The 15,968-nt window shown below is 65.7% G+C and carries 11 protein-coding genes and 1 pseudogene; 6 read left to right on the top strand and 6 right to left on the bottom strand.

The features are described 5' to 3' along the window. Positions 1–66: 66 nt before the first annotated feature. Both WS75_RS28540 and WS75_RS28535 read right to left on the bottom strand, forming a co-directional pair. The gene (locus tag WS75_RS28540; protein ID WP_059685628.1) at positions 67–1,020 is read right to left on the bottom strand and encodes a choline ABC transporter substrate-binding protein; all 954 of its coding nucleotides are present in this window, start codon (positions 1,018–1,020) and stop codon (positions 67–69) included. 317 nt (positions 1,021–1,337) lie between these two features. Then, the gene (locus WS75_RS28535; RefSeq protein WP_059685627.1) at positions 1,338–2,309 is read right to left on the bottom strand and encodes a LysR substrate-binding domain-containing protein; all 972 of its coding nucleotides are present in this window, start codon (positions 2,307–2,309) and stop codon (positions 1,338–1,340) included. A gap of 135 nt (positions 2,310–2,444) precedes the next feature. On the opposite strand from WS75_RS28535, the gene WS75_RS28530 reads away from it, so the two are divergent. Further along, positions 2,445–4,745 (top strand): NADP-dependent malic enzyme, encoded by a 2,301-nt coding sequence (locus WS75_RS28530; RefSeq protein ID WP_059686340.1) that lies wholly within the window; start codon positions 2,445–2,447, stop codon positions 4,743–4,745. 387 nt (positions 4,746–5,132) lie between these two features. Here the strand turns inward: WS75_RS28530 and WS75_RS28525 are convergent, their stop codons facing one another. Continuing rightward, the gene (locus WS75_RS28525; RefSeq protein ID WP_059685624.1) at positions 5,133–6,260 is read right to left on the bottom strand and encodes an aminotransferase class V-fold PLP-dependent enzyme; all 1,128 of its coding nucleotides are present in this window, start codon (positions 6,258–6,260) and stop codon (positions 5,133–5,135) included. A 375-nt stretch (positions 6,261–6,635) separates the two neighbouring features. On the opposite strand from WS75_RS28525, the pseudogene WS75_RS33060 reads away from it, so the two are divergent. The 5 genes and pseudogenes from WS75_RS33060 to WS75_RS28500 form a co-directional block, all read left to right on the top strand. Then, a pseudogene (locus WS75_RS33060) lies at positions 6,636–7,029 on the top strand (hypothetical protein); the annotation flags it as partial. Positions 7,030–7,171: 142 nt separating this feature from the next. Beyond that, positions 7,172–8,116: a GlxA family transcriptional regulator gene (locus WS75_RS28515; protein WP_059685620.1), complete on the top strand. Its 945-nt coding sequence runs from the start codon at positions 7,172–7,174 to the stop codon at positions 8,114–8,116. Between the two features lie 480 nt (positions 8,117–8,596). After that, entirely contained in the window at positions 8,597–10,309 is a 1,713-nt protein-coding gene (locus tag WS75_RS28510) for a M36 family metallopeptidase (protein WP_059685618.1), read from the top strand. A 78-nt stretch (positions 10,310–10,387) separates the two neighbouring features. Then, positions 10,388–11,641 (top strand): M20/M25/M40 family metallo-hydrolase, encoded by a 1,254-nt coding sequence (locus WS75_RS28505; protein ID WP_059685615.1) that lies wholly within the window; start codon positions 10,388–10,390, stop codon positions 11,639–11,641. 115 nt (positions 11,642–11,756) lie between these two features. Then, positions 11,757–12,119, top strand: coding sequence for a YbjQ family protein (locus WS75_RS28500; RefSeq protein WP_059685613.1), 363 nt, complete (start codon positions 11,757–11,759; stop codon positions 12,117–12,119). Positions 12,120–12,125: 6 nt separating this feature from the next. On the opposite strand, the gene WS75_RS28495 is transcribed toward WS75_RS28500, so the two are convergent. The 3 genes from WS75_RS28495 to choX all read right to left on the bottom strand — a co-directional run bounded on the left by WS75_RS28495 (position 12,126) and on the right by choX (position 15,939). Next, positions 12,126–13,376 carry an MFS transporter gene (locus tag WS75_RS28495; RefSeq protein WP_059685611.1) on the bottom strand — a complete coding sequence of 417 codons (1,251 nt, stop codon included), beginning with the start codon at positions 13,374–13,376 and terminating at the stop codon, positions 12,126–12,128. 199 nt (positions 13,377–13,575) lie between these two features. Beyond that, positions 13,576–14,715, bottom strand: coding sequence for a porin (locus tag WS75_RS28490; protein ID WP_059685609.1), 1,140 nt, complete (start codon positions 14,713–14,715; stop codon positions 13,576–13,578). Between the two features lie 255 nt (positions 14,716–14,970). Next, positions 14,971–15,939 (bottom strand): choline ABC transporter substrate-binding protein, encoded by a 969-nt coding sequence (gene choX, locus WS75_RS28485; RefSeq protein WP_059685607.1) that lies wholly within the window; start codon positions 15,937–15,939, stop codon positions 14,971–14,973. Positions 15,940–15,968 lie beyond the last annotated feature (29 nt).

Genomic DNA, 15,968 nt, shown 5'->3' with positions numbered 1-15,968 from the left:
TCGATTTCTGTCGTACTGCAGATCATTTGCCGATGCGCGCCGCCCGCTTGCGGCGCGCACGGGCCGTTATAGGCCGAGATACGCCTTTACGGCAGGCAGGCCGTCCTTGCCGTCGAACGTCTTGACGCCGGCGAGCCAGGCATCGAGCACCTGCGGATTCTTCTTCAGATATGCCTTCGCGGCGTCCGCCGGTTTCGTCTTGTTCATCACCGACTGCATCAGCTGGTTCTCGAGCTGCGTCGTGAAGCGCAGGTTCTCGACGAGCTTGCCTGCGTTGGGGCAGCGCGAGATGAAGTCGGGCGCCGTCAGCGTGTACACGCGCGCTTCGCCATAGTTCGGGCCGAAACTCGCATCGCCGCCGGACAGGTAGTTCATGCTGATCTGGATGTTCATCGGATGCGGTTCCCAGCCGAGGAACACGACCCACTTCTTATCGCGGATCGCGCGCTCGACCGTGACGAGCATCCCGGCTTCGCTCGATTCGACCAGCTTGAAGCCACCGAGACCGTATTGATTCGTGTCGATCATCTTCTGGATCGTCGCGTTCGCGCTGCTGCCCGGTTCGATCCCGTAGATCTTGCCGTCGAGTTCCGCGCGGTGTTTCGCGATGTCCTCGAAACTCTTCAGGCCGGCCTGGTATGCGTAGCTCGGCACCGCGAGCGTCGCCTTCGCGCCCGACAGGTTCGGCGGCTCGACCACGTTGATCGACTTGCTGTCGAGGAACGGCTGGAGCTGCTTTTGCTGCACCGGCCACCAGTAGCCGAGCGAGATGTCGAGCTGCTTGCTCTTCAGGCCGGCGAACGAGATCGGCACCGATGCAATGGTGGTCGTCGGCTTGTAGCCGAGCCCTTCGAACACGGTCGAGGCGAGCGCCGTGGTGGACGTGATGTCGGTCCAGCCGATATCCGCGAAGCGTACGTTGCGGCAGGTCGCGGCATCCGTTTCGGCGTGCGCCGCGGTCGCGAATGCGCCGGTCGCCAGCAGGACCGCGACGAACGCGGCGATCTTTGTCGACTTCATGGTTTCTCTCCCGATTGGACCGATGTCCGACGGGTTCGCGGAGTGCGTCCCGGCCTGCATCGTGGGAGTAAAAGTAACGAGCCATATTGGTCGAAAGACGACCGGCCGCGACCTTTTCTTGACTATTTGCGACTATGGGTGAAAACCACTACGCGTTGGCAATGGCTTGTATGGCGGGGGTTTGAGGCAAATTACTGTGAAGACGGGTTTGTCCGGATGCGGCGTAACGAATGCCGACGGAGCGTGCGTCGGCGGCGATGCCGGAGCGGGCTTGGCGCCGATTCCGGCCGGGCGGGTGCGGGCCGGCGCCCGACGCGTTATCGCGGTACCTCGACGTAGGTTTCCCTGCAGATCTCGCGCAGCGCCTGGACGAGCAGATCCCGCGTCGGCGCATGCGATTCGGCCGCGCGGGTAAACAGCGCGATGGGCGGCAGCGTCCAGACCAGCGAGTAAGGCACGATCGCCACGCCGGCGATGCGCACCATTTCTTCCGCGATATCGGTCGGCACGATCGATACGGCGTCGTCGCTCGATGCGATCATTTCGCCGATCAGCTTCGACGAGTAGCTTTCGACGATCGGCACGGGCGGCGCGATGCCGGCCGACAGGAACAGGTCGGTCACCTGCTCCCGCATCGGCGTATGCGGCGCGCCGAGAATCCAGTCCAGCTCGTGCAGCTTCTCCCAGTCGAGCTTCATGCGGGCCAGTTTCGCGGCGAGGCGCCGGCTCGCGATCATCCGGGGCTGCTGCTGGTACAGGACTTCGAAGGAGACCTGGCCCAGATCGACCGCCGACGACGCCCGCCCGATGACGAGATCGACGCCGTGGTCCTTGAGCTGGAGCAGCAGTTGGTCGCTGGTGCCTTCGTGGATCGTCACGGTCAGGCGCCGCTCCATCCGGGATTGCAGCCGCTTGAGCGCGGCCGACAGCATCTGGCCCGAGATGAACGGAATCACGCCGATATGCAGGTGGGCCGCGTGGCCGGCGGCGACCGCCTCCATCTCGCGGGCGAGATGGTCGAGGTCCTTCAGCATCGCCCTGGCGCGCTCGAGCACGACCGAACCGAGCGCGGTCGGCCGCATCCCGCGCGACGAGCGCTCGAACAGCGGCGTGCCGAACATGCTTTCCAGCTCGGACAGCGCGTTCGTCACGGCGGGCTGGCTGCTGGCCATGTGCTCCGCGACGCGCGTGAGCGACCCGTGCTGCTGGATCTGCAGCAACAGCATCAGGTGCCGCATCTTCAGGCGCGCACCGAGCCGCCTGACCGCGTCGTTTGCGTCGAATGTCATTGCCGGACCGCCACATCATCATGAAAAAGTGATGGACCGATATTAAAACAGAATCATCTCCTTATGGCCGATCCCTAGAATCACCTCATGGATCGCGTCGGGACTGGCCTGGCGCGCACGCCCGGACCCAAAAACATGAAACAGACAGAGACTCAGCAGCAGGCCGCGTACGACTATCACGAGTTTCCGACCCCGGGGAAGATCTCCGTCGTCGCCAGCAAGCCGCTCGTGACGCAGCGCGATCTCGCGCTCGCCTACACGCCCGGCGTCGCCAGCGTGTGCGAATCGATCGCCGCCGAGCCGCTGAACGCGCATCGCTTCACGAGCCGCGGGAATCTGGTGGGCGTCATCACCAACGGCACCGCCGTGCTGGGTCTGGGCAACATCGGCGCGCTCGCGTCGAAGCCGGTCATGGAAGGCAAGGCCGTGCTGTTCAAGAAGTTCGCGGGAATCGACGTGTTCGACATCGAGATCAACGAGACCGATCCGGACAAGCTCGTCGACATCATCGCCGGCCTCGAGCCCACCTTCGGTGGGATCAACCTCGAGGACATCAAGGCGCCGGAGTGCTTCACCGTCGAGCGCAAGCTGCGCGAGCGCATGAAGATTCCCGTCTTCCACGACGACCAGCACGGCACCGCCATTACCGTGGCCGCCGCGTTCATCAACGGGCTGAAGGTGGTCGGGAAGTCGATTTCCGACGTGAAGGTCGTGACGTCGGGCGCCGGTGCCGCGGCGCTGGCCTGTCTGGACCTGCTCGTCGACCTCGGGCTGCCGGTCGCGAACATCTGGGCGACGGATATCGAAGGCGTCGTCTATCGCGGTCGCACCACGCTGATGGATCCCGCCAAGGAACGCTTCGCGCAGGAAACCGACGCGCGCACGCTGTCCGAAGTGATCGGCGGCGCCGACGTGTTCCTCGGGCTGTCGGTCGGCGGCATTCTGAAGCCGGAGATGCTGAAGGCGATGGCCGCGCGTCCGCTGATTCTCGCGCTCGCCAATCCGACGCCGGAAATCTTCCCCGAACTCGCGCATGCGACGCGCGACGACGTCGTGATCGCGACGGGCCGCTCGGATTTCCCGAACCAGGTCAACAACGTTCTCTGCTTCCCGTACATTTTCCGCGGCGCACTGGATGTGGGCGCAACGACGATCACCCGCGAAATGGAAATCGCCGCGGTTCACGCGATTGCCGGCCTCGCGCAGGAAGAGCAGAACGACATCGTCGCGGCGGCCTATGGCGGCGACGAAGTGTCCTTCGGTCCGCAATACCTGATTCCGAAGCCGTTCGATCCGCGCCTGATCGTGCGTATCGCGCCGGCCGTGGCCAAGGCCGCGATCGAAGGCGGTGTGGCGACGCGCCCGCTCGCGGATCTCGACGCGTATGTCGAGCAGTTGCAGCAGTTCGTCTACCACTCTGGCGCGTTCATGAAGCCGCTGTTCGCGACCGCGCGTCAGCTCGTGCGTGACGGCGGCAAGGCACGCATCGTGTTCACCGAGGGCGAAGACGAGCGCGTGCTGCGCGCGGTGCAGGTGATCGTCGACGAGAAGCTCGCGCGTCCGATCCTGGTCGGGCGTCCGGAGGTGCTGCTCGCGCGTATCGAGCGATTCGGCCTGCGCCTGCGTCTCGGTCAGGATGTCGAAGTGACCAATCCGGAATATGACGAACGTTTCCCGCAATACTGGACGACGTATTGGGAATTGCGCTGCCGCGACGGCATCTCGAAGGAAATGGCGCGCGTCGAAATGCGGCGCCGCCTGACGCTGATCGGCGCGATGATGGTGCGGCTCGGCGATGCGGACGGGATGATCTGCGGGACGGTCGGCGAGTATCACAATCACCTGCGGTTCGTGGACGAAGTCATCGGCAAGAAGCCCGATGCGTCGACCTACGCCGCGATGAACATCCTGCTGCTCAATCAGCGGACGGTCGCGCTGGTCGATACGCACGTCAACGACAACCCGGATGCGGAGCAGATCGCGGAATTCACGATCGCGGCCGCGCGGCAGATGGAGTGGCTGAATCTCTCGCCGAAGGCTGCGTTGCTGTCGCGGTCAAACTTCGGGTCCGGGAGCGCGGCTTCGGGCGTGAAGATGCGCCGGGCGCTCGAAATCATTCGCGCGCATGCGCCGGATATCGAGGCGGATGGCGAAATGCACGGCGACTGTGCGCTCGACGAGGCGCTGCGGTCGCGGCTTCTGCCGATGTCGCCGCTGAAGGGCGCGGCGAACCTGCTCGTGTGTCCGAACGTGGATGCGGGGAATATCGCCTATAACCTGCTCAAGACCGAGGCCGGCAGTAACGTTGCGGTCGGGCCGTTCCTGCTGGGGGTCAATGGGCCGGTGAACATTCTCACGTCCAGTGCGACCGTGCGACGGATCGTGAACATGACGGCGTTGACGGTGATCGAGGCGAATCGCAACGCGGCCGTGTAATTGCGGTTGATGCGGGTCGGCTACGGCCGACCCCGTCGGTCATCGGGCTGTGGTCCGCTGAAAAACGATATCCGCGATTCAGGTATCAGGATCGCCGGCAATCGGCGCCAGCTTCGGCAGCCGCCCCTGTTCGCGAGACATGGCGATGAACGCAACGATTGCGTACATCGACGAACCGCCAACCGTGCTTGTACGAATAGCAGCGTCCGTGGTGCGACCCGATGCGGGGCGTGCAGCCGCCACTATGCGTCGGCTCGTTCGGGTCGGAAGCCGCCGCCGAGTCTGGCGGCTTCCGACCTCGGTCGATCGTTCGGATGGCACATCACTTCGATGGGCTCGATCGTGTCGAGCGCACCATGCGACCGACCCTTGGATCGAAGGCGCGCCCTACAGAATCCGTTCCAACGCGCTAGCAAACCTCCGGACCGCAGCATCGACGTCATGCAGCTTGTCGAGACCAAACAAGCCGATGCGGAACGTCTTGAAATCCGCCGGCTCATCGCATTGCAGCGGCACACCGGCCGCGATCTGCACGCCGACATCGACGAATTTCTTGCCGGACCGGATGTCGTCATCGTCGGTGTAGCTGACCACGACGCCAGGCGCCTCGAAGCCTGGCGCCGCCACGCTCCTGAAACCCTTCTCGGCCAGCAACGCGCGAATGCGCGTGCCGAGTTCGAGCTGTTCCGCCCGCACCTTGTCGAAGCCGTATGCTTCCGTTTCCTTGATGACATCGCGCAGCGTCGCAAGGCTGTCCGTGGGCATCGTCGCGTGGTACGCGAAGCCACCGTTCTCGTAGGCTTCCATGATCTGCAGCCACTTGCGCAGATCGCAGGCAAAACTGGTGCTGGTCGTCGCATCGATGCGCTCGCGAGCGAGCGGGCTGAGCATGACCAGTGCGCAACCCGGCGACGCGCTCCAGCCCTTTTGCGGCGCGCTGATTAGCACGTCGACACCGCTCTTCTCCATATCGACCCAGATCGTGCCGGACGCGATGCAATCCAGCACGAACATGCCGCCGACCGCATGCACGGCGTCGGCCACCGCGCGCAGATACGCATCGGGCAACATCATCCCGGAGGCGGTTTCGACGTGCGGAGCGAACACCAGATCCGGCTTGTGCTCCTGAATCGCGGCGACGACTTCTTCGATCGGAGCCGGCGCAAACGCCGCCTGCCTGCCTGATTCGACGGGACGCGCCTTCAACACGATCGATTCGGACGGAATGCTGCCCATGTCGAAAATCTGCGACCAGCGGAAGCTGAACCAGCCGTTGCGGATGACCAGACACTTCTTGTTCGTCGCGAACTGCCGGGCCACGGCTTCCATGCCGAACGTCCCGCTGCCCGGGACGATGACGGCCGCCTTCGCGTTGTAGACCTTCTTCAGCGCGGCGGAAATATCGCGCATGACGCCCTGAAAGCGCTGCGACATGTGATTGATCGACCGGTCGGTGTACACCACCGAATATTCGAGGAGCCCGTCGCGGTCGACATCGGGAAGTAATCCTGGCACGTTCGCCTCCGGTAAAGGATGAAGCATGGGATGAGGGGCGCGGTATTCGTGAGTGGCTACCGCTGCGCCTATGCAAATCTGCATGATTGCCTTGACGACGAACGATTCTAACGAATGCAGTCTGACGTTGGGGATTTGCGTGTTTTGTGCGGTGCACGCACGAAGCAATGACGTCGCGCATGTGTCGGCGCATCCGGCCGCGTCGCTTGCAAGACCGACTCGCGTCGGTTTTCCGGCATTTCCCGCGCTCAAGGCCTGCAGGCAATCGCCTCGATCTCGATCCTGGTGCCCGCCATGTTCGTCGCCTGCGAGGTCGATAGTGACGGCTTGCTCCCCGGGAAGAACTCCCTATGGACACGATTGAATTCCGCAACGTCGCGCGGCGGCTCGCCTTTCGAACTCCATTCTCCCGACGACATGTCGCCGATCGGCGTGGTCGGCGATTCCGAGCTGATGCAGCAAATCGAGGATGCTGCCGATGTCCGGCTCGACGAGCGCGCGTTGCGGCGCGGCGTCGTCGATGTGCCGGTCGCCGCGCGCGAGCGCCCGAGCGTGCAGTTCGCGACGCTGCTCGAACGCGTGCTGTCGGCGCCCGATACGTTCGATACAGCGCGTGCGCAGTCCGGGCTGAGCAGCGATGTCGCGAACGTACTCGGCGATCTGCTCACGCATCCACCTCGGGCATTTTGCGAGCGCGTACAAGGCCCAGTTCGGCGAACTGCCTTCGACGACAGCGCGCCGGACGGCGCGCGGTGCCAAAACGCGCTGAGCACCGGCAAAACCCGCGATAATCGTGCGCTGAACGTTCGGCTTGCGCGAGCCGGGCGCGGCGTGCGCGTGCCTGCCCGCTCGCCGAGCCACGTTGCGTCGCGCCCGGACGTGACGACCACCCGATTCCACCCCACGCCCCGATGCCCGAGGATTTCCACTTTCTGTTGCTGCCCGGCTTCTCAGCGCTCGGCTTCATGTCGGCGGTCGAACCGCTGCGCGTCGCGAACCGCTTTCGCACCGAGCTGTACCGCTGGCACGTGATCAGCGCGGACGGCGCGCCCGTCGCCGCGAGCAACGGCATCCCGGTTGCCGCCGAAGCCGCGTACGCGGACGTCGCGCAGGTCGAAACGGTATTCGTCGTCGCCGGCTTCGATCCGCTCGTGTGCTACGACCGCGCACTCGGCGACTGGCTGCGCCGCCAGAACCGGCACGGCGCGACGCTCGGCGGCATCGACACCGGCAGCTTCGTGCTCGCGGAAGCCGGGCTGTTCGACGCATCGCAAACGCTCACGCTGCACTGGGAGGCGCTTGCCGCGTTCCGCGAACGCTACCCGGGCCTGAACGCGACGCAGGAACTGTTCGAGATCGACGACCGGCGCATCACGTGCGCGGGCGGCACCGCGTCGATCGACATGATGCTCGACCTGATCGGGAGACGGCACGGCGCCGATCTCGCGGCGGCGATCTCCGAACAGTTCGTCGTCAGCCGCATCCGGCAACGCTCGGACAGCCAGCGGCTCGAGATCGCCGCGCGCTACGGCGTGCACAACCGCAAGCTGATCCAGGTGATCGACATGATGCAGCGGCATATGGAGAGCCCGCTCGGCTCGGACGCGCTCGCGCAGGACGTGTCGATCACGCGGCGCCAGCTCGAGCGGCTGTTCAGCGCGACGCTGAACGACACGCCGACGCGCTTCTACCTCAACCTGCGCCTCGATCGCGCCCGCGAGCTGCTGCAGCAGACCGACATGAGCATCACGTCGGTCTGCGTCGCATGCGGCTTCGAATCGCCGTCTCATTTCTCGCGCGCGTATCGCACGCGTTTTGGCGTGAGCCCGCGCAGCGACCGCCGCGCGACGCGCTGAGCAGCACCGCTTTTACATACAATCCGGCGCGCTGTTGCGCGCTTCGGCAACGTTTCCCGTCATTCGATGAACAATGCCGCCGATTGATCGACGGACCGAAGCGGCCTTCGAAAATAAATTGCAATGTCACCGAAAAATATTCTGTAACATACCTCGCAATTAGATAGGCAGCCCTAAGGAGATGAGAGCCCGGGCCTGACGCACGTCGCGCCACGCAGGCTGCCAAACCGCCATCAATGCCGATCCGAGGGGTATGACATGACGATGCTCGCTTCGCCGTCGCCGCACCTGCCTTCCGTTCGCTTCCCCGCCGCCTTTCCGCTTCGATTCGTTTCGACCTGACGCTTAGTTCTCCTCAGTCAGTCGAATCTCCCTGCACCGCTTTCTCGCACCGGCTCCATCGAGCCGGCGCGCGGGCCGTGTCGTGCCTGTTCGCCACGAGCGCGCGGGCGTGTTCAACCGTTGAGATGAGGATCACGTATGCAGACATCACGCAAAGCATTGCCGCTCGCCCTGGGTCTCGCGCTCGGTTTCGGCATCGTCGGCGGCAGCGCGGCCGATACCAAGGTCGCGAACCCGCAGGCGTCGAGCCTGCGCGAAAGCCTGACGCGCGGCGTGGCGCCGGCCGCGGCCAAGGCCGATACGGCCGCCGGCCAGTTCCGCGCGGACGGCGTCGCCGTCACCCTGTACAACCCCGCGTATCGCGCAAAGAAGGCGGCCGCCACGCCCGCCGCCGCCGCGCGCGATTTCGTCGCATCGCAGGCAACGCAGCTCGGGCTCGACCCAGCCGCGCTCGCGAGCCTCGCGGTGACGTCGGAGCGCGACGACGCCGATTTCACCGTCGTGCGCTTCCAGCAGCAGGCGGCCGGGCTGCCCGTGTACGGCAGCGACATCGCGGTGACGGTCGCGAAGGACGGCCGCATCCTGTACGTCGCGAGCAACACGATCAACGGCGTGGTCGCCACCGCGCGCAAGGCGCAGGCGGTCGACCAGCAGCAGGCGCTCGACCGCGCGCGCGCGTATCTCGGCGTCGGCGGCTTCACGAACCTCGACGCGCAGCTCGTCGCGTTCGTCGACAAGGCCGGCACGCATACCGCGTGGAAGGTGCGCGGGCGCCCGCAGGACGGCCCGAAGGGCGACTGGGAACTGCTGATCGACGCGGGCAGCGGCGAAGTGCTGCGCGCCGAGGACAAGGCGTTCTATGCGACCGACGGCACCGGTTTCGTGTTCCGGCCGGATCCGCTTTCGTCGACGAAGAGCAGCTACGGCAGCACGGGCTACAAGGACAACAACGATGCGGACTCCACGCAGCTCACGGCCTCGCGCGTACGCGTGACGCTGAAGGATCTCGCGCAGTCGAATTCACGCTACGTGCTGTCGGGCCCGTATGCGTCGTGCGTCGATTTCGATGCGCCGCGCGACAACGCGTGCCCGGCACAGGCCACGCCCGCATTCGAGTTCACGCGCGGCAACCTGTACTTCGAGGCGGTGAACGCGTACTACCACATCGACACGTTCCTTCGTTACGTGAACCAGACGCTCGGCATCAAGGCGATGCCGTACCAATACACGGGCGGCGTGCAGTACGACCCGCACGGCGAATCGGGCGACGACAACTCGTCGTACTCGTCGAGCAGCGGCCGGCTCACCTTCGGGCAGGGCGGTGTCGACGATGCGGAAGATGCGGACGTCGTGATCCACGAGCTCGGCCACGGGATCCACGACTGGGTGACCAACGGCGGCCTGTCACAGCAGGAAGGCCTGTCGGAAGGCACCGGCGACTATCTCGCCGCCGCGTACAGCCGCGACTTCAACCAGTGGAGCCCGTCCGACGCGCAGTATCACTGGGTCTACAACTGGGACGGCCACAACGAATACTGGGGCGGCCGCGTGACGAACTGGAACGTCGGGCGCACCTACGCGCAGGCACGCGGCGCCGAGATCCACACGGCCGGCCAGTACTGGGCGTCGTGCAACCTCGTCGCGCGCGACGCGATCGGCGCGCAGGCAATGGACAAGGCGTTCCTGAAGGGCCTGTCGATGACCAACAGCTCGACGAACCAGAAGGCCGCCGCGCAAGCGGTGCTGACAGCCGCCGCCGCGCTCGGCTACAGCAGCGCGCAGCTCACGGCGATCGGCAATGCGTACAACAAGAGTTGCACGTACGGCGTGACCGTGCCGCAGAAGTCGTAACGCCGCAGCAGGCGGGGGGCGTCGCACGACCTGCGGCGCGCCCTCTTCCTCGACATCGCCATCCTCACGAGATCGAACATGCCTACTCTGACATTGACCCGCCTGAGCGCCGCGCTGGGCGGCATGCTGCTGACCGCCGCCGCGCACGCCACGCCGGTGTGGATCACGCTCGGCGACACCGCTTTCCGCCAGCTTCAACGCATCGATGCGAGCGCGACCGCGCAATACAGCGCGACGGTCGACGCCGGCAAGACGGCCGACGGCGCCGCGCGCCGCGAAACCGTGCACGTCGTCGAGATCGACGACGCGCGGCTCGGCGAACTCGCCCATGCGGTACACCATGCGCGCGGCCACGGGCCCGGCTACCTCGTGCACGACTCGTTCGACGACGCACGCCAGGCGTTGCAGCCCGTACCGGCGGCGCGCGCGAAACAGGTGGCCGCGACCGCTTACACGGTGTCGAACGCGCCGCAGATCAAGACCTGGGTGCAGCAACTGCAGGCCAGTAACATCGTCGGCACGATCGCATCGATGTCCGGCTTCACGAACCGCTACTACACGACGTCGCACGGCGTCGCCGCATCGGACTGGCTCGCGCTGCAGTGGAAGCAACTGGCCGGCTCGCGCACCGACATCGCCGTCGAGCAGTTCGCGCATACGGGCTTCCCGCAGAAATCCGTGATCCTGACGATCCGCGGCAGCGATCCCGCCGCGGGCACGGTCGTGCTGGGCGGCCACCTCGATTCGACGGTCGGCCGCACGACAGAAAACACGCGCTCGCCCGGCGCCGACGACGATGCGTCCGGCATTGCGAGCCTGACCGAAGCGCTGCGCGTGCTGCTCGCGAACGACTACCGGCCGAAGCGAACGATCAAGTTCGTCGGCTACGCGGCCGAGGAAGCCGGGCTGCTCGGATCGAAGGCGATCGCCAGGCAGTTCCGCACGCAGAATGCGAACGTGGTTGGCGTGCTGCAGCTGGACATGACGAACTACAAGGGCGATCCGAAAGACATCTACCTGATCACCGACTACACGAACGCCGCGCAGAACACCTATCTGACGAACCTGGCGAAGACTTACCTGCCGGAACTTGCGATCGGCACGTCGCAATGCGGCTATGCCTGTTCGGACCATGCGTCCTGGAATGCGCAGGGTTATCCGGCGTCCTTCCCGTTCGAGGCCGACCAGAACGACAGTCCGTACATCCATACCGTGAACGACACGCTGGAGAATTCGGACCGGCAGGCGAACCACGCGCTGAAGTTCGGCAAGCTGGCGCTCGCGTATGCCGTCGATCTCGGCGGTGACGGCAGCGCAACCGTCAAGCGCTGACGGAACCCCTCCGCCTCGAGCCGCACCGGGCGCGCGTCGTGCGCGCCCATTCGAGCGCGTTTCCCGTTCCGGATAGAATCGTCGTTCGATCACTTCCGCAACACGGTGCACATCCATGACCGACCTCTCCCGCTCCGCCGACGATCTCTCGCCCGAGCGCGTCACGACCGCGTTCGACCTGCCCGGCCACACGACCGTCCGTTCGCTCGGCGTCGCGCAGGGCATCATCGTGCGTTCGCGCTCGATCGTCGGCTCGTTCGGTGCGTCGCTGCAGACCATTTTCGGCGGCAACATCACGCTCTACACGTCGCTGTGCGAGAGGGCGCGCGAGCAGGCATTCGACAAGATGCTCGCCGACGCGCGCAAGCTCGGCGCGAACGCGATCGTCGCGATGCGCTACGACTCGACCGAGATCGGGGCGGGCGTGACGGAAGTCATCTGCTACGGCACGGCCGTGCGCGTGACGCAGGATGCCTGACGCGTGTCATGCGTCGCGTTCGAGCGACTTCATGTTGGTCAGCTGAGGAAACAGCTTCATCCATGTCAGCGCGACGGCGATCGTCGCCGCGCCGCCGACGACGATCGCGGCCGGCGCGCCCCACCACGCCGCCGTCACCCCCGATTCGAATTCGCCGAGCTGGTTCGACGTACCGATGAACAGCGAGTTGACCGCGCTCACGCGGCCGAGCATGTCGTCGGGCGTACGCAGTTGCACGAGCGACAGGCGCACGACGACGCTCACGACGTCCGACGCACCCAACGCCGCCAGCGCGACGAGCGACACCGCGAAATGCCTCGACAGCCCGAACACGATGGTTGCGATGCCGAACGCGATCACGCCGCCGAACATCGCGCGGCCCGGCCGCCCCTTCAACGGAAAACGCGTGAGCCACAGCGTGCCCGCGAGTGCGCCGACCGCGGGCGCCGCGCGCAACGCGCCCAGCCCCCACGGCCCGACCTGCAGAATGTCGCGCGCATAGATCGGCAACAGCGCGGTCGCGCCGCCGAACAGCACCGCGAACAGGTCGAGCGACAGCGCACCGAGGATCGCCGGTTCGCGCCGGATGAACGCGATACCGGAAAACACCGAGCGCAGCGTGACCGGCTCGCGCGCGGGGGGCGCGCTGCGCAGCGGAATCGTGCCGCTCAGCACCGCCGCGATCGCGAACGCGACGACGCTCGTGCCGAACGCGGCGGGCGCGCCGACGCCATACAGCAGCCCGCCGAACGCCGGCCCGAGAATCTGCGCGGCCTGGTTCGCGGATGTCGACAGCGCGGTCGCGCGCGGCAGGTCGCCGCGCGGCACGACGGCCGGCAGCAGCGACGACACCGACGGCGATTCGAACGCGCGCGCGGTGCCGACGATCGCCGCCAGCGCATACACGCCCGGTGCGGTGAGCCCCCCTTTCGCGGCGCCAAGCAGGAATACGCCGGCGGCCAGCGCCTCGACGCTCTGGCAGATCGTCGCGATGCGCCGGCGATCGTAGCGGTCGGCCACCTGCCCGACGACGAGCGTCAGCGCGAACATCGGCACGAACTGCGCGAGCCCGACGAGACCGAGCGCGAACGCGCTGTGCGTGAGCGCATAGACGTACCAGCCGATCGCGACCGACAGGATCTGGAATGCGAGCGACGACATCACGCGCGTGCCCCAAAAGCGCTGGAACGGTGCGTGGCGGAACAGGTTGGCGGGTAACGGCGACGGCGAACGGGATTCGGGTAACGGGGCGGTCATCGGAGGGATGTGTGGGAGCGGGCGATCAGCGAGACACGGGGGCGCGTCAAACCGCGATGATATCGCCAACCGCCGAAACCTCGTCTCGCGCGCGTCCGTCACGCGCGGCACCCCACCGCACAAAAAAAAAAAGCGCGAACCGCGGTTCGCGCCAAAGAGAGATCTCGCTGAAGACGTCGAAAGAACTACCCCACCCCGCTCAGAACGAATGCCGCATCCCGATCCGCACATCGGCCTGCGTCTGCGTCGTCGACGGCGTGAAGCTGTAGCCGATCACCGCATCGACACCCTGCGAAGCACGCAGGTAATCGCCGGAGATATACACGTCGGTACGCTTCGACAGGAGGTAGTGCAGGCCGGCCGTGCCCTGGTTCCAGTGGTGGCCTTCGAAGCGCGTGTGCTGGTAGCCCGCGATGAAGCTCAGCGCCGGCGTGAACTGGTACAGGCCGCCGCCTTCATACACCTGCATGTGCGACGACTGGCCGAAACCCTTGATCGTCGAGTACGAGTAGTTCGCGTCGAGCGTCAGCTTGCCGATCGTGTAGCTCGTGCCGATGCCGAACGTGCCCTGGCTGTCGACGTCCATCGCGGTGTTCGCGAACAGGTCGGTGCGGGCGCCGGTCGCCGGATCGACGGTCACGGTCTGCTGGCCGAGGAACGTATGCGTGCCGATCATCGCGTACGGGTCGAACGCGTAGTTGCCGTTCGGGTTGTTCAGGCGCGTGTAAGCGGCGCCGATCGAGAAGTCGCCCTTCGTGTAGCTTGCGCCCGCGCTCCATGCGCTGTTGCGATGGAAGTTGCCGGCGACGTTGCCGAACGAGTACATCGCGCCGAACTTGAAGCCGCTCAGGTCGTTCGACAGGAACTTGACCGAGTTCGGCAGGCGGTCGCCATTGAAGCGGTCGAAGTCGCCCTGGTGGATCGCGTAGCCGCTGCCCCATGCCGAGATGTTGTAGATCGACACGAGCTCGTTGGTGATGTCCAGCTGGTTGCCGAACGACAGCGTACCCCAGTCGTTCTGGAGACCGACATAAGCCTGCCGCCCGAACTCCGCCCCGCCGAAGCCGAGCTGCCCGTTGCCGAGGTGGAACCCGCTCTCGAGCGCGAACACGGCCTTCAGGCCGCCGCCGAGATCTTCCGTGCCCTTCAGGCCGAAGCGGTTCCCGTAGGAAACGCCGTCATCGAACTTGACCACGTGCGAACCGCCCGTGTTGTTCACGTACGTAATGCCCGCATCGAGAATCCCGTATAGCGTCACGCTGCTCTGCGCGTGGCCGATGGCAGGAATACAGGCCGCGCATGCCAGCGCGGCGGCTACGGCAACTTTCTTTTGCTTCATTGTCGACCACCCTCCCTGAACCCTTCGATGGAAAGAATCGTGGCCTGGCGCGCGCAGCAATGCGCCGGCTGATTCGAATTCGGTACGCCCGCTGGCTTCGGCATTTCGTTTTCCGCAATAACGCAGCCATTGGCGAAAAATACAAACCCATATTTCATGTCACCAGTCTGAAGGCGACACCAAATGGTCTTGATGCGACTGGTCGGGAAAACACCGAGACGGGCGCACGGCAAAAACCGGCCGCCCGGAGGCAGGTCAGCGGGCGTCGAGCGCCGCGCGCACGGCCGGCAGGGCCGGCGTGCCGGATGCGGTCGTCACGCCATCGAGCCAGCCCTCGACGAGCGCCGGGTCGGCCTTCAGCACGTGCTGCGCCGCGAGCGCGGGCGACGTCTTGTTGTCGAGCATGTCCGCGATCATCCGGTTCTCGACGTCCACGGAGAACGTCATCTGACGGAACAGCCGCGCCAGGTTCGCGCACTGGCCGGCAAAGCCCGGGCGCGTCACCGTGTTGACGGTCGCGCCGCCATAGTTCGGGCCGAAATACGCGTCGCCGCCCGACAGGTAGGTCAAGTGGAACTTCGTGTTCATCAGGTGCGGCTCCCACGCGAGAAAGACGATCCAGCGTTTGTCCCGCACCGCGCGCTCGACCTGCGTGAGCATCCCCGTCTCGCTCGATTCGACGAGCGACCAGTTCGCGGACCCGAGCGCATGGTCGGACAGCATCCGCTTGATGTTCTGGTTCGCGGGCGCGCCGGGCTCGATCCCGTAGATCTTGTCGCCGAAGCGGTCCGCGTAGCGCGCGAGATCGGCGAACGTGCGCACGCCAGCCGCCGCGACGTAGTCGGGCACGGCCAGCGTGAACTTCGCGCCGCTCAGGTTCGCGTGCAACACGTCGATCGACTTCTCGTCGACGAACGGCTTCACGAGCGGCGCCTGCGCGGGCATCCAGTTGCCGAGGAACACGTCGACCTGCCCTTTCTTCAAGCCCTGGTACGTGATCGGCACCGACAGGTTCGCGACGTCCTGCCGGTAGCCGAGCGCCTTCAGCACGACGCCGGCCATCGCGTTCGTCGCGTCGATGTCGGTCCAGCCGGGCGCCGCCATCTTCACGTCGCGACACGTCTGCGGATCGGCGGCGTGTGCGGACTGCATCGCCACCACGCACGCGGCCGCGGCGAGCGCCGTGCCGAGCCTCCGGATTGCTGCATTGCATTGCCGTTTCATGATTCGCTTCCTCCGTCGTTCGTCAATGA

It is taken from the genome of Burkholderia sp. FL-7-2-10-S1-D7 (genome assembly GCF_001524185.1).
In the GTDB taxonomy this organism is placed as follows: Bacteria; Pseudomonadota; Gammaproteobacteria; order Burkholderiales; family Burkholderiaceae; genus Burkholderia; species Burkholderia diffusa.
The sequence above is the reverse complement of the archived record's forward strand: the minus strand, read 5'-3'. Positions and strand labels throughout refer to the sequence as shown.